Origin of the sequence: Burkholderia sp. BCC1638 (assembly GCF_902833195.1) — a bacterium.
GTDB classification, from domain to species: Bacteria; Pseudomonadota; Gammaproteobacteria; order Burkholderiales; family Burkholderiaceae; genus Burkholderia; species Burkholderia diffusa.
This window is the reverse complement of the sequence record NZ_CADFEC010000017.1, coordinates 1-22,573: the sequence shown is the minus strand read 5'-3', so window position 1 is coordinate 22,573 and position 22,573 is coordinate 1. Positions and strand designations below refer to the sequence as shown.

Here is a 22,573-nt window from a genome sequence, read left to right as displayed (position 1 = left end):
AGGTGATGGAGGATGACGTCGACATGTGTACGCAACGACTCGATCACGACGCCCAGATCCCCCCATCTTTCATCGCTTGATCGATCTCGTCGATGATCAAGCTGAATGTGGCTCTCAGCGACTGCTCGAGAATCTTGGCGACCGGCGCTGACAGCGCGCCTTCGCTTCGCTCGACCAGCGCGAGCGCCACGGCCAGGGTTTCTCGCTCGACGATCTCCAAGCTGTCGGTGCTGCAGGATCGGATTCGTGCGCTGGGCGATGAACTGTCTCAGGGCACCATCGACCAGATCTTAGGCATGAGCTATGCCGACCCGCGCCGTGGCGTATTGTCGGGGTGCCTCAATCTGCTGAGATCCCGATCGGCCAGCACTGCAAGGACTGCCTGGACCGAGGAGCATCGATGACCAACATTCACGAACCCGCGTACCCGATACTCCCGGCGGAACTGGACGAGGCGGAATTGCGAACGGTCTACACGCCCAGCGCGGCGGAGATCCGGTTCGTCTTCGGCCAGTTCCGGCAGGCGCCTACGCGCGTGCTGATCCTAGCGCAACTGAAGCTGCTGCAGCGTCTAGGGTACATACCGGTCATCTCGGACGTGCCGCCGCCCATCATCGAACACGTGTGCGCCGTGCTTGGCGTCCGCCCGCTGCTGCGCACAACCCTCGTGCGCTACGACCGCTCGGGCAGCAAGTCCCGGCACCAGAAGATTCTCCGCGTGTTCGTCCGGATTTTCCCTGTCGACAGCACCGTCCACGCCTGGCTGGCCGATATCGCCGCGCACGCGGCCCGGACCAAGGCGGAATTGCCCGACATTATCAACGTAATGCTGGAAGAATTGGTTCGGCGCCGCTACGAACTGCCGCCGCTCGCGACACTCACCCGGATTGCCGGCTATGCCCGTAGTCAGCTCCATGAATCGATTTACCGTGCCTTCGTCGACTCTCTCGATGATGATTTGAAGGCCCGCGTTGACGCGCTGTTGCTGGCCAGGCGCGGCCGAACACAGTGGGACGAACTCAAGCGCGAACCGAAGCGGCCCGGGCCGCGGGAGATCGCAAGTTTCCTCGAGCACATTCAGGCCATGAACGCGTTGGCGGAGGGCTTGCCGCCTGTGCCGAGTATGCTGTCAGTTGCGAAGCGCATGCAGTTTGTCACCGAGGCACGCGCGCTTGACGTGCACGAAATGCGGGCACTCAAACCCGCCAAGCGCTACACGCTCGCGCTGCTATTCATGCTCGCGCAACGCCAGAAAGCGCTCGACGACGTCGCAGAGATTTTCATCAAAACTGTGCGCAACCTCGAGCACACCGCCAAGCTGCGACTCCAGCAGTACCAACTCGCGCACGCCGACCAGTTGCAGTCGCTCGTCAGCCAGTTCCGCGACGTCCTGAACGTGCTGCAGGATGACGAAACGCCTGCGGCCATGCGCATCGCACAGATGCGTGCCGCATTGAACAACGATCCAGACACTGTCCTGATCCGCTGCAACGAGCATATCGCGCAGGCTGGCAATCACATCTTTCCATTCCTGCTCGCGCCGTATAAAAACCTGCGCTCGTTGTTGTTCCAGTGCGTCGAACAACTCTCGATGAAGCCCAGCTCGCAGGACGACGCATTGCTTCGGGCACTCGAGTGGATCAAGCAACTGCGTACGTCGCGACGCGAATATCTGTTGCTAAGCGATGGCGATCTCGCGCAATTGCCGCTCGACTGGCTCCCGGAGAAGTGGGAACGATGCGTGTTGCCGGATGGCCGAGCGGCGCGTCTGATGCACCGGAAGTATTTTGAGCTCTGCGTGTTCAGCCAAGTCATGCGGGAACTCAATTCCGGCGACATTTTTGTCGAAGGCAGCGTTCAATATGACGATCCCCGCGAACACCAGGTGTCGTGGGACGAATTCCGAGAGGAATTGCCGCGCTACAGCGAGCTTGTCGACTTCCCAGTCGACAGCCGTGCCTTCGTCCAGCAACTGAAGGACGAGCTCGGCGCGCTGGCCGACAAGGTAGAAGCAGGCTTCCCGGAAAACGACCACGTTGAGATTGGCGCGCAGGGCCTTATCCTCCATCGGCTCGAGAAGAAACCCGACCCGCCCAACCGAACCCTGATCGACCAAGCGGTAACCGCTTCAATGCGACCGGTCAGCATCCTGGATATCCTCACCGAAACCGAGCAATGGCTCGACTTGCACCGACTCTTCGGGCCGCTCTCGGGATTCGAGGCAAAGGTCGACGACCCGCGCAAACGCTTCATCACGACGTTGTTCTGCTACGGCTGTAACCTTGGGCCGACGCAAACCGCGCGCTCGGTCAAGAATCTCAGTCGAAAGCAGGTCGCGTGGCTGAATCTGAAGCACGTCACCGAGGAGCGACTCGACAAGGCGATCGTCAAGGTGATCAACGCGTATAACCAGTTCGCGTTGCCGAAATTCTGGGGTTCGGGCAAACGGGTGTCGGCCGACGGCACGAAGTGGAATCTGTACGAGCAGAACCTGCTGTCGGAATATCACATCCGCTATGGCGGCTACGGCGGGATCGGCTACTACCACGTGTCCGACATGTACATTGCGCTGTTCAGCCACTTCATCCCGTGCGGCGTGCACGAGGCGGTGTATATCCTCGACGGCCTGATCAAGAACGCCTCCGACGTACAGCCGGACACCGTGCATGGAGACACGCATGCGCAGAGCGCGCCCGTGTTCGCACTCGCGCATCTGCTCGGGATCAATCTTATGCCTCGGATCCGGGACATCAAGGAACTGGTATTCTACAAGGCCGACCGGCGCCGGCGCTACAAGAACATCGAATCGCTGTTCCGGGCGAGCATCGATTGGGGGCTGATCGAGCGGCACTTCCCCGACATGCTGCGCGTCGCGGTCTCGATCAAGGCGGGACGGATGACGCCGTCGACGATCCTGCGTCGCCTCGGTTCCGAGAGCGTCAAGAACAAGCTGTACTTCGCCTTCCGCGAACTCGGCCGCGTGATCCGCACGATGTTCCTGCTGCGCTATATCGACGATCCGGAGATGCGCCAAACCATCCACTCGGCAACGAACAAGAGCGAGCAGTTCAACGACTTCGCGAAGTGGCTGATGTTTGGTGGCGAAGTAATCGCCGAAAATATCCGGCACGAGCAACGCAAGGTCATCAAATACAACCAGCTCGTCGCGAATATGGTGATTCTGTACAACGTCCAGTGGATGTCGCGCAAGCTCAAGGCAATGCAGGACAAGGGCCTGCCGATCGACGCCGAGGTGTTGCAGGCGCTCTCGCCATATCGACGTGAGCACATCAATCGGCTCGGCTCCTATCTGCTGGATCTCCAGCGGCGGGCAGCGCCGCTCGACCCAAGCATTGATTTCTCTTTAAAATCAGTCGCATAAGGTCATTTTGGCGAAAATCTCACGAATCCCGGCCGCCCCTCGTCCTCGCCGGCCTGGCCGGTCACCTGCGCCTGCGCATGCGATCAGCGCAACGCCGAGCCCTCCTTTTCGTATTCGACTGGATACGGCGATGTTTTCAACATACGGCGCCACGAGCTTCGGTTCCCGATCAGGTACGAAATGGCGTCTCAAGTCATTTTCCCGCACCTCCGTTCCTGTGCGGATACGAAATGATGCCTCAGCCGACCAGTTGTGCGATACTGTTCCCGATCAGATACGAAGCACGGAGAACGTCATGTCGGAATCCCAGTCCGTCGACACGATCGGCGCGCTCGCACACCTCATCCGCGCGGCGAGGCTCCAGCAGGGGTTCACGCGCGACGAACTCGCGAACGCGACCGGGCTGTCGCCGAAATTCATCAGCCAGGTGGAAGCCGGAAAGCCGACCGCGCAAATCGGCAAGGTCATGATGCTGCTCGGCGAACTGGGCGTGCGCCTGTACGCCGAGTCGTCGGTCGAGATTACGGAAGCCACCGCGCTGAAGGCCGCGCAACGCCGCAGGAGCAGCCATGGCAGCTAGAACGCTGATCGCCTGCGCCAACGGCGAGCGCATGGGCACGCTGACCGACGACAAAGGCATCTGGTCGTTCGCGTACGACCCGCAATGGCTCGCATCCCCGACCGCCTATCCGCTGTCGCCGGCGTTCGCGCTGCGCGCGGGCACCTTCACCGATACGTCGACCGATCGCCCGGTCCAGTGGTTCTTCGACAACCTGCTGCCGGAGGAAGGCATGCGCACGTCGCTCGCGCGCGAGGCAAAGGTCGATGCCGCCGACGCGTGGGGCCTGCTCGCGTACTTCGGGCGCGAATCGGCCGGCGCGCTGACGCTGCTGGCCGACGGTGAACAGGAAGCACCCGGCAGCCTGCAGCCGCTGCCGCTCGACGAGCTCGAACGCCGGATCCAGGCGATGCCCGAGCGCGCGCTGACGGCCACCGCGCCCAAGCGCATGTCGGCGGCCGGCGCGCAGCAGAAGCTGCTGGTGGTGCTGCGCGGCGACGCACCCGACTACGCGCTGTACGAGCCGGTCGGCAGCGAGCCGTCGATGCACCTGCTCAAGCCGGACATGCGCGCGGCCGGCTACCCGCACTCGGCGATCAACGAATTCTTCTGCATGAAGCTCGCGAAGACGATGGGGCTCGACGTGCCCGACGTGCACTTCCTGCGCGCGCCGTCGGCGTGCTACGTGATCGACCGGTTCGACCGCGACGTCGCGTCGGCGCCGGCCGGGCGCGTGCATACGATCGACGCGATGCAGTTGCTCAACTACGACCGCGGCTTCAAGTACCAGCGCGCGAACGCGCAGGAGCTTGCCCGTGCGATCGACCGCACCAGCACGCGCGCGCTGGCGCGTCTGTCGGTGTTCCGCTGGACCGTGTTCAACGTGGTGGTCGGCAATGCCGATGCGCACCTGAAGAACCTGTCGTTCTTCGTCGACGCGCGCGGTTATCGGCTCGCGCCGTTCTACGACATCGTCAGCACGGTCGTGTATCACACGCCGACGCACCGGCCCGACCATCGCGGCGATCATTGGCCGCACTGCGAACTGACGATGCCGCTCGGCACCGCGACGCGGTTCGTCGATATCGATGCGGATGCGCTGATCGCGTTCGGACAGGCAATCGGGCTCAGGGACAAGGCGGCGGCCAGCGAGCTGCGGCGTTTTCTCGAACCGCTCGATCGCCACGTCGCGCAGACGCTCGATGACGTGCGGGCAATCGCCCGCCCGGACGCCGGGGAGACGCGGTTGCTGAATTCGATCGCGGCGATGCCGATCGCCGAGATGGAACGCGCGCTTCGGTCGACGGGTGATTGAACAGAGATGCGCGGGCGGCGGTGTCCGCCCTGCATCCTGCTCGATCTCTTCCGGGACTTCGACGCCCGCGCGTTGCGCACCTCAATATCTCAGCGCCACCGCTCCCGGCCGAACGTGCCAAGCGGCGATTTCAATAGCGAAGTTCATTCGCATTGACACCATCGGGATAAGTATTCTTATCACAATGCATCGAATTTACTTCACAACTCGACCGTGAATGATTACCGCCGAGCTATTCGAACCCTCCTGCCCTCGCACTGAACTTGCCGCACATGGCACGACGAAGCGCGAAGGCACGCAAAGGCAGTGGGAGACAACGGCTAGTCAAGCCCTTTGCAAAACGTCCATCGCCCGCTCGGCGTCGGCCAGCGAGTCGAGCGCGAGATAAGCAATGAACTGCGAGCCGAGCACGGCAGCGGATACGCCGCGAAGATTGATCCCGTCGTCCGACAGCTTCTGAGTCAGCTCCGCGATGATCCCCGCTTGGTCCAGTCCCATCACACGGATGGAGTGAAGGCCTGAAGTGGCATTGAATCCCGCCTGCGTGGCAGCACGGATCTCCTTGTCTCCCTGCAGCGGCGCGACAAATACGACCCCTTTGCCTGGTGCTTCCGGTGAGCGCCGGGCGACAACGAATTGCAAATCCGCGCCAGCATCCCGCAACGCGTTCAACACGCGTGCAAGACCGCCCGGCTTGTCCTCGATGGTGGCCGCCCAAACGTCAACGCGTTCGACGAACAGTTCCATAGCCCCTCCAGAAAATCGGACCTCGATGAAGACAATCTATGTCGCGCATGACCGGCGAGCAAGGCCGCTTACGCGAGGGGCGGCATGCGCGTTTGTCTAGGAATCCGATGATTTTTGTGATTGGGGGCGCAACGCGAGCATGACGGCCTGCCGATGCCGCCACTGAAGCAGTTCGTCGCGGAACTCATCGGATGATTGTCCGGCCGTTACCCGCAATGTTCCGGATTGAAAGGTTCTCGCTGCGCGCCAGAACGGTCGGACTTCCGGTAGATCGTCGATGGCGGTGATAGGCAACTGGTACGTTCGATGCAAATACGACAGGAAGGCAAGACCATAGCCGCGGCGTCTCATTGACGCGAGAATTTCCAGTTGATGAACGTAGACCCGATCGGTTCGAGGCGCCAGACTGTATGTCGCCGCGCCGACGGTACCGCCGGACGCCTCCAGGATCGCGACTTCCCAGCCCGAATGCAGGGCACCGTCGACGCCCAGATCGATCGGCCTGGATTGAAAACGAACCACCGGAAGCCGGCGAAATTTGCGCCGAACAAAAAGGGACCGCAGGAAGGAAAGCACGTTCAGCCTTTTGTCATGTCCGCAGCGATACGTTCTTCATCTTCGCGCGCGACAGCAATCCGCAGCCGTGCACTGCCGCGCTGGCGCTTTCCGTATCAGACGCAACCGCCCACAACATGAACGACTCCGCTTGGATGTTTGAATCAACGCGACCGTGCGATTCCCGAGCGACGTCGACAAGCACTATTTCCGATTTTTCAGGAACGTCTGCCCGGCTGCCGTAATCGAAACGCTTCCTCGACCGTTCGTCGGATAGCGCACGAATCCAGCGCCAATGAGCTCTCGCGTAATAGACCAGCCAAGCGCGGGCGTATCGCGACCATAACGAATATCGGCAAGGCGCTCGAGCGCCCAGATCGCGGAGGCCGAGATAGTTTGAACCGTCGAAGTTTCCTTGTCGCTCATGGCGTCTCCAAAGATTTGATCATGGTCAAGGGTGCTGCATGTCTCGAGCTCAAATGTGGCAAGACACGCACTCAGGCGTGTCCAGTCGCATCTGACGCCGACCTCGATGTGTACGGAGGACATCTCACGGCCTTCAAAGCCCAGCGAGACGAAGTCGCTTGCAAATACTGGAAAGAACTTGCGCGGACATGCCGCGACGCACCTGAAGCGATGAAACCGCCATGCCGTCCTTTGCATTCCCGCGACGCCCGTTCGCGATCAACAGGATGTCGCTGTCGAAACGGCGCGCCGTGTCCACGAGCACATCAAGGACGGAGTTCGCACCGTCCCGGCTCCATGCGGAACCCATTTCGAAATGGACGACGGTTGCCATGTTCCTCGCGCGTGCCGTGATACATATCCTGGTATTCAGTGGGACGGGGCGACCTGGCAGGCCATCAGAAACGCCTGGAACTCGATTTCCCATGCCGCATTGCGCACGTCGATCTCGAAACCGGCGAGACGCTTCATCTCGCTGCTCAGATACACGGCATTGAGCAATCGAGGAGGTACACCCTGCGCAAAACAACAGCCATCTGCATCGAGAAGCAGACGCGGGTGGTGCCGGAACCGCGCACTGGCCACCGAGATCGGATCCATCACATGCCGAGCCGATTCCCTCGGATAAACGAAGGCCAGATGGATACCGGCAGCCGCGAGCCGTTCAGCCGCATCATGGAAGTGGTGAACCATCTGGAAGCCGCGCTCGCCGCCGCGTCCGACACCCACAACGATAAGCCCTCGGCTTCCCGCGACCTCCGGCAGGAATACGGGCCGCCGATCGGGCAGCAGTAGCATCCCATCCAGATCGAACATGTCGACTACCTCCGCGAATCCGCCCGCAACTCCGGCGATCGGCGGCAAGATGTGATTATAAGACAGCAATAAAAAAATGTGTATCGCATTATAATGCTGCGCACATCAAACTTTGAGCTGGACGCACCCGCGAGCCGACGGCACGATGGCAACCTCGCTGATGAAAATGCACGCCCGTTTTCCCCTGCCGCTCCCGAATCTGACAAATGAAAGTCGCAATGAACTCTGCCCCGGACGGCTCGCTGACCGTGCGCGTGGAGTGCGGTCACGAAAGGCCGGCCGGCGCCAGCACCGAATCCATAGACGAATCGGTAGAACGCGTGGTCAAGGATGTGAACGGCACCGCCCTGTCGGACGGCGATTCCGTCGTGCTGATCGAGGACTTGTGCGTGAAGGTTCGTCGATCACATTGAAGATGGGCCCCGAGGTCAAGAGCATCCGTCTCGTCGGCGGCGATCACAACGGCGACCGCAAGACCGACATGGGCGGCGTCATGCTCAACGCGGGCTTTCTCAAGAAAACGTGACGTCGCGCGCTCACCGACGGCGAACCCGCTTGTCGTTGCCGTTCGCTGCACGCGCCCCCAACAACTTGCCTACCCGGATCGATCGAGCATGGAGCATGACCGAACATCCTGCGATGCGTTCGTCGAATTTCTGTCGACCCCGCTGAATGACGGGCGACCGTACGTACTGGAAACGCAGCACGCCATCTCGCTGCACTTCGATCACCAGGCCACCCAAAGCTTCATGTCGCTTCGCACGCCCGACAAACTGGCGCTCGGCTATACGCGAACCATGATGGGATGTTTGCTGCTACACCCGGCCGCCGAACATATATGCATGATCGGGCTCGGCGGCGGCTCCTTGGCAAAGTACTGTTATCGGCATCTGCCCGCCGTGACCATCGATGCGGTCGAAATCAATCCGGAAGTCATCGCGCTACGCGACGTGTTCAGGATTCCTGCGGACGACTCTCGATTCAAGGTGATCTGTGCAGATGGCGCGGAGTACGTGACGCGGGAGGATGTCCACACCGACGTGATCCTGCTGGATGCCTTCGTCGCGGAAGGCATGCCGAGCCGGTGTGCGGATATCGCGTTCTTTACCGCTTGTCGCGAGCGATTGAGCGATTCCGGAGTGCTCGCGATCAATCTGGCGGACGACGACCCGTCGCTGCCCGCTCACATCGCGCGCCTAGGCTGCGTGTTCGGCCCTTCGTATGCGGTTGTCCGCTGCGACGACGACAGCAATTTCGTCGCTTTCGCCTGGAAAGGGCCGCTTCGTTTGCCATCGAGGCGAGTGCTGTTCGAACGCGCGCGCTCGTTCGCGTTTGCCGGCGAACTCAAGCTGTCGTCAACCGCTCGGCGCATGAAGGAAGGAGAGCGCCTCGATCCAAAGCGCTTGATCTGGCATGCGCAGGGGCATGCACACTGGGAAATCGACGTCTAGCCGGCTTGCGAACTCAGCCCGCGCTTCGCTTCACCCGCTTGCCGAGTGTGCTTTTCGTCTTGTAGCTCACGCCGTGTTCCTCGAGATACTCGCGAATCAACTGCCGCACGACTTGCGAGGGTGTGAGGTCCTGCTCCGCGCAGAGCATGTCGAATGCTTCTTTCTTGGCGGGATCGATCAGGATGGTCAAGCGTGCGGTTTTCGTTTCCATTACAGGACAGAGTCGGCGAATATGCTAATCCAATTATAATGCACCGGCCCTTGCCACCAGCACCGGAAAACATTCGTCACACACGTGTTGGTCCCGCTCGGCGACCGGCTCACGACCTGCGGTCGAGCCGATAGAGATATTCAAGCACGTCGTCGACAACGGGCACGATCGCCAGCGTGACGAGCACCGCGGCAAGCGGCACGGTCGACACGTAGCCGACATGCTTGAAGCCGATTGCGCCGGCCAGCCCCCCGACGAAGAACGACGCCAGCATCGTTCCGTGAATCCTGAGCTTCGCGCGGTTCGCGATCACCGCCTGCGCGTGCACGTCTGCATTTGAGCGGTTCCAGTAAAAGAGTTTGCCGAGCTCGATGCCGAGGTCCGTCACGATGCCCGTCATGTGCGTCGTGCGGATTTCCGCTCCCGACAGCTTTGTGATCATCGCGTTTTGCAGCCCCATGATGAAGCACAGCAAGATGACCGTGACCGGCATGAAGAACGCTTCCCACAGCGCGAGATGGCTGCCGAGCAGTCCGAACAGGAGCAGCAGCGCGGCTTCGACCAGCAACGGCAGCACATACTGACTCTGAAGGCCGCGGCGGCGCCCCCAGTTGACGAGCACTGCCGAGCAGCCGGCGCCCACCAGAAACGACGCGAGCGAACCCACTCCGGCCAGCACGAGCCGGATGTCGCCGAGCGCCGTCTGATCCGCAATCGCCGACACGATCCCGCTCATGTGGGACGTGTATTGCTTGACCGCGAGGAAACCGCCGGCATTGGTTGCCCCGGCAACAAAGGCAAGCGAAAACCCGAGCTGGCGGTTCGCGGCCGCGCTACGGTGTTTTCCCGTCAGGCCTCGGAAGTACTGCGCTGGCATAGGATCTTCCCTCATTCGCCCGGATCCGGGGACAACGACACCCTGGGCGGAACCCGAAACGCCGCGACAAACCGCCACGGGCGCCCGTTCCATCCGAGGATTGATGAGACTTTAATGATAACGACATTATCATACCTTGTTATCCGGATTGGTCTTTCGGTGTCATAATGCGGGCAAGGAATACGTCGCGGGAGAAGCGGCCATTCCAACCACCTCGTCCAACCCGAGCGTACTGGAGACATTCCGGATGGCACCCGTGCCGGTCGTCCACTTCGTCCTGCTGGCCGTGGCCGCGTGGCTCGCGGTCGGCACGCTGGGGCTCGGGGCGCTGCGTCGCACGCGGCTCGTGGCCCACGGCCTCTTTCCGCTCGGCGCGTTGGTCGGACTGTTCGCCGCCGCGGCGGGCCTCGCCGGCATCTTTGCCGAACCGTCTGCCGCCGTGCTGCCGATCGGGCTTCCCGGCCTGCCCTTTCATCTGCGTTTCGACCGCTTGTCCGGCTATTTCCTGTTCGTGCTGGGCCTCGTCAGCACGGGGATCGGCGCCTTTTCAGCCGGCTATTTCCGCAAGGGCGAAGGATCCGCGCCCGGGTTGATCTGCTTCGAATACCACGTCTGCGTCGCAAGCATCGCACTGGTGTTGATCGCGGACGACGCATACGTGTTCATGGTCGCCTGGGAGACGCTGACGCTGTCCGCGACGTTTCTCGTGATGACCAACCACCGGATCGGCGAGATCCGCCGTGCGGGATATCTGTATTTCCTGATCTCGCACGTCGGCGCGCTCGCGCTGCTGCTCTGCTTCGGCATTCTGCAGGCGCGCACCGGCGACTACACCTTCGCCAACCTGCGCGCGCAGTCGCTGGATACCTTCTCCGCATCGTTCGCCTTCCTGTTCGCGCTCGTCGGGTTCGGCGCGAAGGCCGGCATCTTCCCGCTGCATGTGTGGCTGCCGGAGGCCCATCCCGCGGCACCGTCACCCGTCTCGGCGCTCCTCAGCGGATTCGTGTTGAAAGTTGGTCTGTACGGCCTGCTGCGCACCCTGTTCGACCTGTTGCACGTACAGATCGCATGGTGGGGCGTGCTGCTGCTCGTGCTTGGCATCAGCACCGCGCTGCTGGGCGTGGTGTTCAGCACCATCCAGACCGACATGAAACGCCTGCTCGCCTATTCGTCGATCGACAACGTCGGCCTGATGATCGTCGCGCTCGGTCTTGCCGTGCTGTTTCGCGCATACGGGATGACGAGCCTGTCCGCGCTCGCGCTGACCGCGATGCTCTATCAAATCGTCGCGCACGCCGCATTCAAGAGCTTGCTGTTCCTGGGCACGGGCGCCGTGCTCCACGCCACCGGCGAGCGCAACCTCGGCAAGCTCGGCGGGCTGATTCGCTTCATGCCCTGGACCGCATGGGCGGTGCTCGCGGGTGTCGCGGCGAGCGCGGGCTTGCCGCCGCTCAGCGGTTTCGCGGCCGAATGGCTGTTGCTGCAGAGTTTCCTGTTCGCGCCAGGCTTGCCGGATTCGGTGCTCGCCATGACCGTGCCGATCGCCGCCGCGCTGATCGCCATGTCGGCCGCCCTGGCCGGATACACGATGGTCAAGTTCTTCGGCATCGTGTTCCTCGGGCAACCGAGAGAAGCGAGGCTGAACCGCGCCCGCGATGCGAACACGTGGGAACGGCTCGCGTTCTGCTGGTTCGCGACCGCCAGCGTGCTGCTCGGGCTGATGCCGGCGCAGTTCGTCAAGCTGCTGGATCGCGTCACGCACACGCTGGTCGGCGCCGGCGTCGGCGCGGACAATCACGGCTGGCTGCTGTTCGCGCCCATATCGGCCGCTCGCGCGAGCTATATGCCGGCGGCGTTCATGCTGTTCTTCATCGCCTGCTGCGGACTCGCGTGGGTGCTGGTGCGGCGTTTCTATCACGGCCGGCTGCGACGCGCAGCGCCGTGGGGCTGCGGCTTCCCGTTCACGACCGCGCGCATGCAGGATACGGCGGAGGGATTCGGGCAGCCGATCCGCGAAATCTTCGCACCGCTGCTTCACATCGAGCGGCAATTGCCGTCGCCATTCGACGCACAGCCGGCCTACCGGGTGTCGGTGACCGATCGCACCTGGTCCGCGCTCTACTTGCGCATCGCGGCACTGACGCAACGCATCGCCGACTGGGCGGGCCGCCTGCAGACGGGCAAGATCGCGGTTTACCTGACATACAGTTTCGTCGTGCTGATCGTGCTTCTGATGCTGGTGAGACGATGGTAACCCTGTCCGGCGTCATCTCGCAGACTCTCGAAATCGTGATAGCGATCGCGGCCGCGCCATTGCTCACGGGCTGGGTCAACCAATGCCGCGCCTGGCTTCAGAACCGGCGTGCGCCGTCCATCTGGCAACCGTACCGGATGCTCCACAAGCTGTTCAACAAGGAATCGGTCATCGCGCACGGCGCGAGCCCCGTGTTCCGCGGCGCGCCCTATGTCGTCTGGGCCGCCATGACGCTCGCGTGCGCGATCGTGCCAACCCTGTCGACCGAGTTGCCGCTGTCGCCCGCCGCCGATGCAATCGCGCTCGTCGGCCTGTTTGCGCTCGCGCGCGTCACGCTGTCGCTTGCGGCGATGGACGTCGGCACGGCATTCGGCACGCTCGGCGCCCGCCGCGAAATGCTGATCGGCTTCCTCGCGGAGCCGGCACTGCTCATGGTGCTCCTGTCAGCCTCGCTGATTACGCAGTCGACGCTGCTGACGAGCATCGTCGCGACACTCGGCCGCGGCGAGCTCACGATCTATCCGAGCCTGGCGTTCGCCGGCATCGCGTTCACGCTGGTCGCGCTGGCCGAAAATGCGCGGCTGCCGGTCGACAATCCGACCACTCATCTCGAACTCACGATGATCCACGAGGCGCTGATCCTCGAATATTCGGGACGGCACCTTGCCTTGATGGAGTGGGCGGCAAGCCTCAAGCTGTTCGCGTATTCGTGCATCGGTCTCGCGTTGTTCGTGCCCTGGGGCATCGCGAATGCGGGCGATCCGGTTGCGCTGCTGCTGGCCGTGCCGGTGCTCTTCGTCAAACTGGCGGCAGGCGGCGTCACGCTCGCCGTGGTCGAAACGGCCAACGCGAAGATGCGCATCTTCCGGGTACCGGAATTCCTGGCGACCGCCTTCCTGCTGGCCGTGATCGGCATGCTCGTCCATCTGCTGCTGGGGGCATGAATGCACGGCTACGCGACACAACTGATCAATTTCCTCGCGGCTGTGCTGCTGATGCTGTCGTTCGCGATGCTGAGCCAGCGCAGGATCCTGTCCCTGATCCATCTCTATACGCTGCAGGGTGTCGCGCTCGTGTCGGCGAACCTGATCCTCGGCTTCGTCACGGACGACGTGCACCTGTACGTGTCCGCCGCGCTGACGCTCGTGCTGAAGGTCGGCGTGATTCCGTGGTTCCTGTATCGGCTCGTTCGCAGGCTCGACGTCAAGACCGACGTCGAGCCGCTCATCAATATTCCGACCACGCTGCTGATCGGCATCGTGCTCGTCATCATTGCGTTCAATGTCGCGGCGCCGATCAGCCAGCTCGCGACATCGGTCGCACGCGGCACGCTCGGCATTGCGCTCGCATGCGTGCTGCTGTCGTTCATGGCGATGATCACGCGCGCGAAGGCCATTCCGCAGGTGATCGGCTTTCTGTCGATGGAAAACGGGTTGTTCTTCGCGGCGGCGGCCGCGACCAACGGCATGCCGATGATCGTCGAGCTCGGCATCGGGCTCGACGTGCTGATCGGGATCCTGATCCTGGGCGTCTTCATGTTCCAGATTCGCGAGCAGTTCGACAGCCTGGACATCCATCACCTCGAGAAACTCAAAGATGAATGACGCCCACGTCGTGCTCGCCGTGCTCGGCCTGCCGCTCGCGGGAGCGGCGTGCCTTGCCTGCGTGCGGCCGAGCCGGGTCGCGCGCCATCTGAACGTCGGCTTCAGCTTCCTGACGTTCGCGGCAACGCTGGTGCTTGCCGCGCGCACCGTCGAGCACGGCCCGTCGTTCGCATTCGGACGCGCGTTTTTCGTCGATCCGCTCAACGTCTATCTCGTGGCGCTCACGGCGTTCGTCGGCTGGACGACTTCGCTGTTTTCCCGGCCCTACATGCAGATCGAGGAAGCCCGCGGCCGGATGACCGCCGCACGCATGCGGCTGTATCACAGCATGTATCAGCTCTTCATGTTCGCGATGCTGCTCGCGCTGCTGACCGACAACGTCGGCGTGCTGTGGGTCGCGATGGAAGCCGCAACGCTCGCCACCGTGTTGCTCGTCAGTGTCTACCGCACCGCCGCGAGCCTCGAAGCCGCATGGAAATACTTCATCCTGTGCGGCGTCGGCATCGCCCAGGCGCTGTTCGGCACGATCCTGCTGTATCTTGCCGCGAGCCGGCAACTGACCGACGGCGACGCGCTGTTGTGGACGAGCCTGGCCGCGATCAGGACGCAGCTCGATCCGACGATCGTGTCGATCGCCTTCGTGTTTCTGCTGGTCGGCTACGGCACCAAGGTCGGCCTCGTGCCGATGCATAGCTGGCTGCCGGACGCGCACGCCGAAGGTCCGACGCCGATTTCGGCGGTGCTGTCCGGCCTGTTGCTGAACGTCGCGCTGTATGCGGTGCTGCGCTGCAAGGTGCTGGCCGACGGCGCGCTCGGCAACGGCCTGCCTGGGCGATTGCTGGTCGGGTTCGGGCTCGTGTCGGTCCTGATCGCGTCGTTCTCGCTGTTCCGGCAGAAGGACGTGAAGCGCCTGTTCTCGTACTCGTCGATCGAGCATATGGGCCTGATGACGTTCGCGTTCGGGCTCGGCGGCCCGATCGCGACGTTCGCCGGGTTGCTGCACATGACGGTCCATTCCCTCGTCAAGTCGGCGATCTTCTTCGCGGTCGGTCATGCCGCGCAGAAGGCCGGCACGCAGGCGATCGACGGCATTCGCGGGCTGCTGCAGGTCAGCCCGACGGTCGGCTGGGCATTGATGCTTGGCGCACTTGCCATTCTCGGGCTGCCGCCGTTCGGCGTGTTCGCGAGCGAATTCCTGATCCTGACGACGGCGATGAACGCGCTTCCGTGGACCGCGCCGTTGCTGCTGCTCGGGCTCGCCGTCGCGTTCGCGGCGATCTTCGCGCGCGTGCAGCGGATGGTGTTCGGCGAAACGACGACGGCGACGCCGCTCGAACACCGGCCGGCGCTGCTGCCGGTGTTCGTGCATCTGGGGCTCGGCCTGATGCTGGGTCTGTACGTGCCGCCTTATCTGGCGATGTGGTATCGCCAGGCTGCAACGATGCTGGCGGGATAAGCGATGCGACTCGACTTGATTCAGGCGGACGGCTCGACTCGCCTCGGGCACGAAGCAGGCCAGGTTCCGGCTACCGTGGTTGACGTCGACGAAGCGCGATGGCTCGACATCGCGCATGCCGCGCGGACGGAGCGAAGCCGGCTCGTCGCGATGTGGGGCGGCGAAACGCCCGAGCGCGAATTTTCAGTCAACGCGGCTTACGAATGCGACGACGGCGTCCTGTGGGTGCGTCTCGCGACCGGGCCGGAACCGCGTGCCGACGGCGACTATCCCGATCTGGCGGGCGTGTTTCCCGCCGCAACGCGCATGCAGCGCGCGATTTTCGACCTGACCGGCCTGCGCGAGCGCGATGCGCGCGACACGCGGCCGTGGCTCAATCACGGCAACTGGCCTAGCGACTACTTTCCGCTGCAGAAGCGGGCGACCGGAATCGAGCGATTCGAATCGAACGAAGCGGATTATCCGTTCGTGCAGGTTGCCGGCGACGGCGTGCACGAAATCGCGGTCGGGCCGATTCACGCCGGCATCATCGAGCCGGGCCATTTCCGGTTTTCGGTCGTCGGCGAGAAGGTGCTGCGGCTCGAGGAGCGGCTCGGCTATGCGCATCGCGGCGTCGAACGGTTGTTCGAACGGACGGCCGCGTCGAACGGCCATCGCGTTGCGGGCCGCGTCGCTGGCGATTCGACCATTGCGTTCTCGTGGGCCTATTGCATGGCGCTCGAGCAGGCGTGCGGCACAGCCGTGCCGGCGCGTGCGCTGGTTCTGCGCGCCCTCCTGCTCGAACGCGAGCGCATCGCCAATCACCTCGGTGACCTCGGCGCGCTCGGCAACGACGCCGGATTCGCGTTCGGTCTCGCGCAGTTCTCGCGGCTCAAGGAGAACTGGGTGCGGACCAACGACGGGATCTTCGGGCATCGATACCTGATGGATCGAATCGTGCCGGGCGGGCTGGCCGTCGACATTTATCCCGAGGATGCGGCGGCGCTCACCGAACAGTGCGAACGCATCGCACGCGAAGTACACGTGATGCGGAAGATCTACGAGGACCAGTCCGGGCTGCAGGACCGGTTTCTCGGTACCGGCCGATTGAATGCCGACGTCGTCGCGCATTTCGGCGTGCGCGGCATGGCCGCCCGCGCCAGCGGCCAGACATTCGACGTGCGCGCGAACCTGCGGCCGGCCCCTTACGGCGACCTAGCCGTCAAGGCGGCGAGCGATCCGCGTGGCGACGTCGCCGCGCGGGTCGCCGTGCGGTTTGCCGAAATCGACGAATCGTTGCGCCTGATGGGCGAACTGCTGGCGATTCTCCCGGACGGGCCGATCGCCACCACCGTCACGCCCGCGGCGGCGCCATCCAGGGGAATCGGCTGGGTGGAGGGCTGGCGCGGCGACGTGTTCGTCGCGCTCGAGACGGCGTCGGGCGATGCCATCGCGCGCTGCCATTGCCACGATCCGTCCTGGCAGAACTGGCCGGCACTCGAGCACGCGATCATCGGCAACATCGTTCCCGATTTCCCGTTGATCAATAAATCGTTCAACCTGAACTACGCGGGGCACGATCTCTGATGTGGCAACTCATCCGTCAATTCGCGCGCACCGAATTTCCCGACGAGCCCGTGCCGACCGCCGAAGCCGCCTGGCGACACGAGGCACAGCAGATTCGTCAGGACATTCTCGACCTCCTCGGCCGCGCGTTGTGCATCCGGCAAATCGATGCGGGTTCATGCAACGGCTGCGAACTGGAGATCCATGCACTGAACAACCCGTACTACAACATCGAAGGGCTCGGGATCAAATTCGTCGCCAGCCCGCGCCATGCGGACCTGCTGCTCGTGACCGGCCCCGTCACGCTGAACATGAAGGCAGCCGTACTTGCCGCGTACGAGGCGACGCCGGCGCCGAAGCTGGTCGTCGCAGCCGGCGAGTGCGCGTGCACGGGCGGCATCTTTGCCGACAGCTATGCGGTGTGCGGTCCCGTTTCGTCGGTGCTGCCCGTCGATGTGACGATTCCTGGATGTCCACCGCCGCCGATCGATCTGCTGCGCGGCATTTTGACGGCCTGCCGATCGCGCGGAGACTGAAACGGATGCCAGTGGCGATCCTTCAGCCGGCGATAGCTCGTGTGCTGCGGCGGCGAGGTCGAATGCCGCGCATCACCGCCCGATCGGCAGCCCGGTCGGCTCGATCCACCCGAGCCGGTATGCGATCAGCAGCGACAGGAACAGCGTGATCGACAGCCCGACGCGCGCCGCGAGCGACCACGCCATCCGCTTGCTGCCGCCCCGGTCGTGATTCATGAAATACAGTGCGAAAACCAGGCTTCCGATAATCATCACGAAAGCCACCGAAACCAGCGCAATCTTCATTGTTGATGTTCCTCCAGGCCGGAATCGGCCTTCAGCAGTGCTGCCAGTCTTTGCCGCTCGGCAGCGACGTCGGCGACACCCGACGCCGGCCAGTCCAGCGCCACGCCATTACCCAGCGAATCGCGTACGAGCGTCTGGTAACGCCGGTCGCTGATACGGCCCTGCTCCATCGCTTCCGCGATTTCATGTCGAAACGGTAGCGGAAAGCTCGCGTATCCGCGCGACAGCGCCGCATATTGGCGTGCGTCGACCTCTTTCGACGACGGCACGACCGCCCACATCACGACGGCCACGATGGCTGCGAAAGGAATCGCCGTGTAGCGGAGAACGAACTTGATCGGGGTCATGAGGCGAATAGCGAAGTGGGCTGTGCAGTAAAGGCGAAGTGACGACCGGGCAGCACCGCAGTGACGGTGCACGCACGCCGCGTGGAAACGGAAGCAGCCGGATCATCGGCCGCGCGGACGACGGAGCCGCTCGGGCAAGCCGAAGCCGGCAGCCCCGGTCGATATTGTACTTAAAGCCCAATACAACCAGCAGCACATGATAATCTTGTTATCATCTTTTCCATATGATTCGAGCAATTCGAGGCTTCCGGGCGCCGGCCGGCGCGGCCACCTCGCACCGGCGACCGGCATCGTAACCGATCACGCGGCTCGTACACCGGCGTTGAACCGGTGCACGACCCGGCATGACACATCCGGATATGGCGCCGAAAGCGGATGGATTATAATTTGATTAACATATCGACCACCCCTGCCATCCCGATGGAAACGAAAACCGCCCGCCTGACCGTACTGATCGATCCCGCCAAGAAAGAAGCATTCGAAATGCTCTGCGCCGAGCAGGACCTCACACCGTCGCAAGTCGTGCGTCAGTTGATCCGCGAGTATCTCGACAAACACGGCGTCACGTACAAGACCAAAAGCGCGCTCGGCAAGCGAGTGAAGTAAGGGATGAAGTAGGCGCGGTCAAACCTGCGGCGCCGTCAGGCGCAGATTTCCCATCGTGAATGTTCGCGCGCGCGCCAGACGAGCCGCGCGGGATCGATGCGCTCCCCCGCCTTCATGCGCCGAGCGGTGGACGACAGCTTGAGCGCGCCCGCCGAGCCGAATCCCAGCGCGCGCTCGAGCAGGATGCGCAGCGACGGCAACGGGTTGCCGTTCTTCCACGCGAACGCAATGAAGTTGTTGTCGTCGCCGCACGGCACCAGCGCACACGAATCGTCGAACACCGCGCGCAGTTGCTCGAGATGCCGCGGCAACGCCGGATCATCGTCCATGAAGTTGATCGCGAGCACGCCCGTTTCGCTCAGCCGCGCACGGCACGCATCGAGAAACGCGGTGCCCGTGCAGCGGCCCGGCATGCCGTCGGCGACGAATGCGTCGTGCAGGATGACGTCCGCCTGGACGTCCGGCCGTTCGACGTAGTCGGCGCCGTCCGCGCAGATCACCGCGAAGCGCGCGTCGTCTTCTGGAATCCTGAACACGTCGCGCAGCGCGATCACGTCGGGATTGATCTCGACCGCGTCGATCGCCGTGTCGGGCAAGTGCCGATAGCAGTACTTCGCCAGCGATCCACCGCCGAGCCCGATCATGCAGATACGCGCGGGCGCCGGCTGCAGCAGCAGAAAACCCATCATCACGCGCGTATAGCCGAGTTCGAGCCTCACCGGATCCTTCAGCGACATGAAGCTCTGCGTGCCGAAGTGGTCGAAGTGCAGCGACACCGCGTGCTTGGTCTCGAGCACGAACGGACGGCCGTCGTTCAACGGCGCCGCCAGGAACTGCAGGAACGCATCATAGGAAATTCGATCCTCGCTCATGCTCGACAGGCCCGGTTGATCGGAGAGTCGCTCGTACCGCGTGCGGTCATACCTTCTTCAGGTAGCAGGCCTTCAGCATGAAGCCGCCCATGTCGGTCTTGCAATCGACTTCGTGATCGCCGCCGACGAGACGGATGCTCTTCACCTTGGTGCCCATCTTCAGCGTGATCGACGAACCCTTCACGCGCAAGTCCTTGATCAGCACGACCGAATCGCCGTCCGACAGCACGTTGCCATTCGCGTCCTTGACGACGTCGCCCGCCGGTTCGTCGCCCGCTTCGGCGCCGGCGCCGGCCGACCATTCGTGGCCGCAGTCCGCGCACACGGTCAGCGTGCCATCCGGGTAGGTGTTTTCCATCGCGCATTGCGGGCAGGCGGGGGCGGCGTTCATTGCAGCTTCCATTCGGTGGGAGTTCAGGTCAATCGATAAAAAAATACCGGACACGCAAGCGCGTGGCCGGACCGCGCGCCGTGCTGCCCCGTCGACAAATCGACCGGGCAGCACGGCGCACACACGACATTATAATGCAATACACATAAACACGTTGCCGTATTATAATCGTCAACTTTCGATCGTTCGCCGGACTTGATGGCGGTTTCGCTGAGGATGTCGACATGTTCGAGATGAATGACGCACCGATGCCTGGTGTACAACACCCGGCGCCCCGTGGGGAAACCGCGCTCAGCGCGGTCCTGCCGTGGCGCCGGCCGGCCGTTGCACGGCATTCCGGCAACTTTCCCCAAGGCTGATCCGCATCGTGGCAACCGTCGTCTACGTTGAAATCGGCCCCGCCTGGAACCGCAACCGTGCGATCGCGGCGCGTGACGCGATCGTCGCGGCGGCACACCGCTTCGAAAGCGACATCCTGCTGCTCGCCAACGGGCTCAGCGGCAGCGCGAAGGACGCGACGGCCATCGCGGCACTACAGATGCATGGCGGCACGTCTGCGCAGGTGCTCGCCACCGGCCCCGACGAGGACGCCGCACTCCAGGCGCTGCTGCCGTTGCTGCAGGCGGGCTGACGCTGCGTCGCCCGATCCCACGGCCTCGTGCCGTTCACCCTGAATCACCACTCTCCGAGGAAGCGATGAACGACAACGTCACGTCCAACACCCCCAACCTGTCGGCCTCCGCGATCTGGGCGCTCGAGCGCCTCGCCGATGTGCGCTACGGCCGCGATGCGCCGGCGCTTGGCTGGTCGGTCGAACAGGAACTCGTCGGCGCGGGCTTCGTCAGCCATGCCGCGAACGGCCGATCCGGTGCGTCGATCACCGCGCACGGGCGCAGTTTCCTGAAAAGCCGCAAGTAGAAACCGCCCGGCACGGGCGCGATGCCGCCACGCGGCCGCCAGCCCGTGCCGCAATCATCGGACGATGGCAAGCCGGACGATGCGATCGCATTCCCCGCCGCACCCGGGGATTTGCGGCCGCGCCGCGGTTTCCGCGGTATCGTACGGGGCCCGAGCGCGACGCACCGCGCCGCCTTCCTTTCCTCATGGAACGCCCGATGACACTCAGCGCCCTGCCGCCCGTCACGTCCCCGCCGGTTCTCGACACCCCCCGCCTGATTCTCGAAGGCCACCCGCTCGGCGACTTCGACGCGCTCGCCGCGATGTGGACCGAGCCGACCGTCGTCGCACACATCTTCAACGGCAAGCCGTCGGCGCCGCGCGATTCGTGGATGCGGCTGCTCGCGTATCGCGGGCTGTGGCCGCTGCTCGGCTACGGCTACTGGGCGATTCGCGAGAAGACGTCGGGCCGCTACGTCGGCGATCTCGGTTTCGCCGACTTCCGTCGCGCGGTCGAGCCGTCGATTCGCGGCGTGCCGGAAGCCGGCTGGGCGCTCGCGAGCTGGGCGCACGGCAAGGGCTACGCGACCGAGGCGTTGTCGCATGCGCTCGGCTGGCTCGATGCGCAGCACCGGTTCGAGCGCAGCGTGTGCCTGATCGCGCCGACCAACGTCGCGTCGATCCGCGTCGCGCAGAAGGCCGGGTATGCCGATCCGGTGCGGATTCGCTTCAACGACGCCGATTCGCTGCTGTTTTCGCGTGCGTGCCGGTAAGCGCGATGTCGCGCACCGGCCGCTTCATCGCGACCAAGGTGCGTGGGCCGTCTGCGCCGGCGGCGATGTCGCCCCGAGCGTAGCCGCTTCCCGCGCCGGGCCGGTCCTCTGCCATCCGCCGCCCAGCGCCTTGTAGAGCGCGACCAGATCGGTCGTCGTCTGCAACGCGCCCTGCACCGCCTGCTGCCGCCCCTCCGACCCTTGCCGCTCGGCGTCGAGCACGTCGAGAAACGGCGAGGCGACAACCCCTTCCGGTAACGATCGCGCGCGAGTTCCAGCGCGCTCCGCTCGGCCTTCCCCGCATCGTCGAGCGCGGCTGCGCGCGTCTGGTCGGTGGGATACACGGCCAGCGCGTTGTTGACGTCGCGCAGTCGCCGCATGCAGTTCGGCCTCCGCGCGGCGGATGTCGGGCCGCCGGCGCGCGAGCGTCGACGGCAGTCCGACCGGCACGGCGGGCAATGAGCGCGACACGTCGAGCCAGTCGTCGAGCGCACCCGGCGCCCCCGTTACTATCTTCGTGCCCCGATAATCGGGGCTTTGGCCAGCCAGGCCCGGCATGATTCTCGCCCCCAGTCGCAGTCATGATCCGGGGGGTGTTGTCACCGGGCCTGGTGGGTGGCTGGTGATCG

At 63.7% G+C, this 22,573-nt stretch carries 26 protein-coding genes and 2 pseudogenes; 15 read left to right on the top strand and 13 right to left on the bottom strand.

All coding sequences use genetic code 11. The features are described 5' to 3' along the window. Positions 1–43: 43 nt before the first annotated feature. On the bottom strand, positions 44–220 hold the full coding sequence (locus tag HWX22_RS19960) for a hypothetical protein (RefSeq protein WP_175908990.1): 177 nt from the start codon (positions 218–220) through the stop codon (positions 44–46). Positions 221–400: 180 nt separating this feature from the next. Between HWX22_RS19960 and HWX22_RS19955 the strand changes: the two genes are divergently transcribed. The 3 genes from HWX22_RS19955 to HWX22_RS19945 all read left to right on the top strand — a co-directional run bounded on the left by HWX22_RS19955 (position 401) and on the right by HWX22_RS19945 (position 5,256). Then, entirely contained in the window at positions 401–3,382 is a 2,982-nt protein-coding gene (locus tag HWX22_RS19955; protein ID WP_175890818.1) for a Tn3 family transposase, read from the top strand. Positions 3,383–3,677: 295 nt separating this feature from the next. Next, positions 3,678–3,962, top strand: coding sequence for a helix-turn-helix transcriptional regulator (locus tag HWX22_RS19950; protein WP_175908995.1), 285 nt, complete (start codon positions 3,678–3,680; stop codon positions 3,960–3,962). Next, positions 3,952–5,256 (top strand): HipA domain-containing protein, encoded by a 1,305-nt coding sequence (locus HWX22_RS19945; protein ID WP_175916241.1) that lies wholly within the window; start codon positions 3,952–3,954, stop codon positions 5,254–5,256. The genes HWX22_RS19950 and HWX22_RS19945 overlap by 11 nt, the downstream gene beginning before the upstream one ends. 324 nt (positions 5,257–5,580) lie before the next feature. Here HWX22_RS19945 and HWX22_RS19940 read toward each other — a convergent pair whose 3' ends face one another. The 5 genes from HWX22_RS19940 to HWX22_RS19920 all read right to left on the bottom strand — a co-directional run bounded on the left by HWX22_RS19940 (position 5,581) and on the right by HWX22_RS19920 (position 7,839). Further along, positions 5,581–6,003, bottom strand: coding sequence for an ACT domain-containing protein (locus tag HWX22_RS19940; RefSeq protein ID WP_059816871.1), 423 nt, complete (start codon positions 6,001–6,003; stop codon positions 5,581–5,583). Between the two features lie 96 nt (positions 6,004–6,099). Beyond that, a complete protein-coding gene (locus HWX22_RS32030; protein WP_244135253.1) occupies positions 6,100–6,579 on the bottom strand; it encodes a hypothetical protein in 480 nt (159 codons plus the stop codon). Between the two features lie 183 nt (positions 6,580–6,762). Continuing rightward, positions 6,763–6,984, bottom strand: a complete 222-nt coding sequence (locus HWX22_RS19930) for a hypothetical protein (RefSeq protein ID WP_059693189.1) — start codon at positions 6,982–6,984, stop codon at positions 6,763–6,765. Positions 6,985–7,117: 133 nt separating this feature from the next. Then, positions 7,118–7,357: an HPr family phosphocarrier protein gene (locus tag HWX22_RS19925; protein WP_175916240.1), complete on the bottom strand. Its 240-nt coding sequence runs from the start codon at positions 7,355–7,357 to the stop codon at positions 7,118–7,120. A gap of 35 nt (positions 7,358–7,392) precedes the next feature. Further along, positions 7,393–7,839 (bottom strand): hypothetical protein, encoded by a 447-nt coding sequence (locus HWX22_RS19920; protein ID WP_175916239.1) that lies wholly within the window; start codon positions 7,837–7,839, stop codon positions 7,393–7,395. 206 nt (positions 7,840–8,045) lie between these two features. Between HWX22_RS19920 and HWX22_RS19915 the strand changes: the two are divergent. Both HWX22_RS19915 and HWX22_RS19910 read left to right on the top strand, forming a co-directional pair. Continuing rightward, positions 8,046–8,365: pseudogene (locus HWX22_RS19915) on the top strand (alkylphosphonate utilization protein). An 88-nt stretch (positions 8,366–8,453) separates the two neighbouring features. Beyond that, complete coding sequence (locus HWX22_RS19910) at positions 8,454–9,290, top strand: spermidine synthase (RefSeq protein WP_175916238.1); 837 nt, start codon at positions 8,454–8,456, stop codon at positions 9,288–9,290. 13 nt (positions 9,291–9,303) lie between these two features. Here the strand turns inward: HWX22_RS19910 and HWX22_RS19905 are convergent, their stop codons facing one another. Together HWX22_RS19905 and HWX22_RS19900 are read right to left on the bottom strand one after the other, a co-directional pair. Further along, on the bottom strand, positions 9,304–9,501 hold the full coding sequence (locus tag HWX22_RS19905; RefSeq protein WP_059536760.1) for a ribbon-helix-helix protein, CopG family: 198 nt from the start codon (positions 9,499–9,501) through the stop codon (positions 9,304–9,306). 109 nt (positions 9,502–9,610) lie between these two features. After that, the gene (locus HWX22_RS19900) at positions 9,611–10,378 is read right to left on the bottom strand and encodes a YoaK family protein (protein WP_175909057.1); all 768 of its coding nucleotides are present in this window, start codon (positions 10,376–10,378) and stop codon (positions 9,611–9,613) included. 247 nt (positions 10,379–10,625) lie between these two features. Between HWX22_RS19900 and hyfB the strand changes: the two genes are divergently transcribed. From hyfB to HWX22_RS19870, 6 genes are read left to right on the top strand one after another with little or no spacing between them, the layout of a single operon-like run. After that, positions 10,626–12,632 (top strand): hydrogenase 4 subunit B, encoded by a 2,007-nt coding sequence (gene hyfB / locus HWX22_RS19895; RefSeq protein WP_175916237.1) that lies wholly within the window; start codon positions 10,626–10,628, stop codon positions 12,630–12,632. Further along, on the top strand, positions 12,626–13,576 hold the full coding sequence (locus HWX22_RS19890) for an NADH-quinone oxidoreductase subunit H (RefSeq protein WP_059536771.1): 951 nt from the start codon (positions 12,626–12,628) through the stop codon (positions 13,574–13,576). The genes hyfB and HWX22_RS19890 overlap by 7 nt, the downstream gene beginning before the upstream one ends. Then, the gene (locus HWX22_RS19885) at positions 13,577–14,236 is read left to right on the top strand and encodes a formate hydrogenlyase (protein ID WP_175916236.1); all 660 of its coding nucleotides are present in this window, start codon (positions 13,577–13,579) and stop codon (positions 14,234–14,236) included. Continuing rightward, complete coding sequence (locus tag HWX22_RS19880) at positions 14,229–15,692, top strand: hydrogenase 4 subunit F (RefSeq protein WP_175916235.1); 1,464 nt, start codon at positions 14,229–14,231, stop codon at positions 15,690–15,692. The genes HWX22_RS19885 and HWX22_RS19880 overlap by 8 nt, the downstream gene beginning before the upstream one ends. Before the next feature lie 3 nt (positions 15,693–15,695). After that, positions 15,696–17,258, top strand: coding sequence for an NADH-quinone oxidoreductase subunit C (locus tag HWX22_RS19875; RefSeq protein ID WP_175908980.1), 1,563 nt, complete (start codon positions 15,696–15,698; stop codon positions 17,256–17,258). Beyond that, positions 17,258–17,773, top strand: coding sequence for a formate hydrogenlyase (locus HWX22_RS19870; protein WP_059816890.1), 516 nt, complete (start codon positions 17,258–17,260; stop codon positions 17,771–17,773). The genes HWX22_RS19875 and HWX22_RS19870 overlap by 1 nt, the downstream gene beginning before the upstream one ends. A gap of 72 nt (positions 17,774–17,845) precedes the next feature. Here the strand turns inward: HWX22_RS19870 and HWX22_RS19865 are convergent, their stop codons facing one another. Together HWX22_RS19865 and HWX22_RS19860 are read right to left on the bottom strand one after the other, a co-directional pair. Then, positions 17,846–18,058: a DUF2909 domain-containing protein gene (locus HWX22_RS19865; protein WP_059511443.1), complete on the bottom strand. Its 213-nt coding sequence runs from the start codon at positions 18,056–18,058 to the stop codon at positions 17,846–17,848. Further along, positions 18,055–18,405, bottom strand: a complete 351-nt coding sequence (locus HWX22_RS19860) for a hypothetical protein (protein WP_059536789.1) — start codon at positions 18,403–18,405, stop codon at positions 18,055–18,057. The genes HWX22_RS19865 and HWX22_RS19860 overlap by 4 nt, the downstream gene beginning before the upstream one ends. A 420-nt stretch (positions 18,406–18,825) precedes the next feature. Here HWX22_RS19860 and HWX22_RS19855 point away from each other — a divergent pair, with 420 nt between their 5' ends. Further along, positions 18,826–19,011: a ribbon-helix-helix protein, CopG family gene (locus HWX22_RS19855; protein WP_059452402.1), complete on the top strand. Its 186-nt coding sequence runs from the start codon at positions 18,826–18,828 to the stop codon at positions 19,009–19,011. Positions 19,012–19,046: 35 nt separating this feature from the next. Here HWX22_RS19855 and HWX22_RS19850 read toward each other — a convergent pair whose 3' ends face one another. Beyond that, the gene (locus HWX22_RS19850; RefSeq protein ID WP_059693000.1) at positions 19,047–19,883 is read right to left on the bottom strand and encodes a hypothetical protein; all 837 of its coding nucleotides are present in this window, start codon (positions 19,881–19,883) and stop codon (positions 19,047–19,049) included. 46 nt (positions 19,884–19,929) lie between these two features. Next, positions 19,930–20,274 (bottom strand): zinc ribbon domain-containing protein YjdM, encoded by a 345-nt coding sequence (locus HWX22_RS19845; protein WP_031401187.1) that lies wholly within the window; start codon positions 20,272–20,274, stop codon positions 19,930–19,932. Positions 20,275–20,641: 367 nt separating this feature from the next. On the opposite strand from HWX22_RS19845, the gene HWX22_RS19840 reads away from it, so the two are divergent. From HWX22_RS19840 to HWX22_RS19830, 3 genes are all read left to right on the top strand, one after another. After that, positions 20,642–20,905, top strand: coding sequence for an HPr family phosphocarrier protein (locus HWX22_RS19840; RefSeq protein WP_059536796.1), 264 nt, complete (start codon positions 20,642–20,644; stop codon positions 20,903–20,905). Positions 20,906–20,970: 65 nt separating this feature from the next. Then, positions 20,971–21,192, top strand: coding sequence for a hypothetical protein (locus HWX22_RS19835; protein WP_059536799.1), 222 nt, complete (start codon positions 20,971–20,973; stop codon positions 21,190–21,192). A gap of 197 nt (positions 21,193–21,389) precedes the next feature. Further along, the gene (locus HWX22_RS19830) at positions 21,390–21,944 is read left to right on the top strand and encodes a GNAT family N-acetyltransferase (protein WP_244135252.1); all 555 of its coding nucleotides are present in this window, start codon (positions 21,390–21,392) and stop codon (positions 21,942–21,944) included. Positions 21,945–21,968: 24 nt separating this feature from the next. Here the strand turns inward: HWX22_RS19830 and HWX22_RS19825 are convergent. Next, a pseudogene (locus tag HWX22_RS19825) lies at positions 21,969–22,457 on the bottom strand (TolC family protein); the annotation flags it as partial. Positions 22,458–22,573 lie beyond the last annotated feature (116 nt).

Bases quoted from the DNA above. Each gene is read 5' to 3' on its own strand.
- HWX22_RS19925 (WP_175916240.1), bottom strand. From the start codon at position 7,357: ATGGCAACCGTCGTCCATTTCGAAATGGGTTCCGCATGGAGCCGGGAC.
- hyfB (WP_175916237.1), top strand. From the start codon at position 10,626: ATGGCACCCGTGCCGGTCGTCCACTTCGTCCTGCTGGCCGTGGCCGCG.
- HWX22_RS19930 (WP_059693189.1), bottom strand. From the start codon at position 6,984: ATGAGCGACAAGGAAACTTCGACGGTTCAAACTATCTCGGCCTCCGCG.
- HWX22_RS19940 (WP_059816871.1), bottom strand. From the start codon at position 6,003: ATGGAACTGTTCGTCGAACGCGTTGACGTTTGGGCGGCCACCATCGAG.
- HWX22_RS19910 (WP_175916238.1), top strand. From the start codon at position 8,454: ATGGAGCATGACCGAACATCCTGCGATGCGTTCGTCGAATTTCTGTCG.
- HWX22_RS19835 (WP_059536799.1), top strand. From the start codon at position 20,971: ATGAACGACAACGTCACGTCCAACACCCCCAACCTGTCGGCCTCCGCG.
- HWX22_RS19855 (WP_059452402.1), top strand. From the start codon at position 18,826: ATGGAAACGAAAACCGCCCGCCTGACCGTACTGATCGATCCCGCCAAG.
- HWX22_RS19860 (WP_059536789.1), bottom strand. From the start codon at position 18,405: ATGACCCCGATCAAGTTCGTTCTCCGCTACACGGCGATTCCTTTCGCA.
- HWX22_RS19945 (WP_175916241.1), top strand. From the start codon at position 3,952: ATGGCAGCTAGAACGCTGATCGCCTGCGCCAACGGCGAGCGCATGGGC.
- HWX22_RS19865 (WP_059511443.1), bottom strand. From the start codon at position 18,058: ATGAAGATTGCGCTGGTTTCGGTGGCTTTCGTGATGATTATCGGAAGC.
- HWX22_RS19870 (WP_059816890.1), top strand. From the start codon at position 17,258: ATGTGGCAACTCATCCGTCAATTCGCGCGCACCGAATTTCCCGACGAG.
- HWX22_RS19875 (WP_175908980.1), top strand. From the start codon at position 15,696: ATGCGACTCGACTTGATTCAGGCGGACGGCTCGACTCGCCTCGGGCAC.
- HWX22_RS19830 (WP_244135252.1), top strand. From the start codon at position 21,390: ATGACACTCAGCGCCCTGCCGCCCGTCACGTCCCCGCCGGTTCTCGAC.
- HWX22_RS19900 (WP_175909057.1), bottom strand. From the start codon at position 10,378: ATGCCAGCGCAGTACTTCCGAGGCCTGACGGGAAAACACCGTAGCGCG.
- HWX22_RS19850 (WP_059693000.1), bottom strand. From the start codon at position 19,883: ATGAGCGAGGATCGAATTTCCTATGATGCGTTCCTGCAGTTCCTGGCG.
- HWX22_RS19920 (WP_175916239.1), bottom strand. From the start codon at position 7,839: ATGTTCGATCTGGATGGGATGCTACTGCTGCCCGATCGGCGGCCCGTA.
- HWX22_RS19890 (WP_059536771.1), top strand. From the start codon at position 12,626: ATGGTAACCCTGTCCGGCGTCATCTCGCAGACTCTCGAAATCGTGATA.
- HWX22_RS19885 (WP_175916236.1), top strand. From the start codon at position 13,577: ATGCACGGCTACGCGACACAACTGATCAATTTCCTCGCGGCTGTGCTG.
- HWX22_RS19905 (WP_059536760.1), bottom strand. From the start codon at position 9,501: ATGGAAACGAAAACCGCACGCTTGACCATCCTGATCGATCCCGCCAAG.
- HWX22_RS19845 (WP_031401187.1), bottom strand. From the start codon at position 20,274: ATGAACGCCGCCCCCGCCTGCCCGCAATGCGCGATGGAAAACACCTAC.
- HWX22_RS19880 (WP_175916235.1), top strand. From the start codon at position 14,229: ATGAATGACGCCCACGTCGTGCTCGCCGTGCTCGGCCTGCCGCTCGCG.
- HWX22_RS19950 (WP_175908995.1), top strand. From the start codon at position 3,678: ATGTCGGAATCCCAGTCCGTCGACACGATCGGCGCGCTCGCACACCTC.
- HWX22_RS19955 (WP_175890818.1), top strand. From the start codon at position 401: ATGACCAACATTCACGAACCCGCGTACCCGATACTCCCGGCGGAACTG.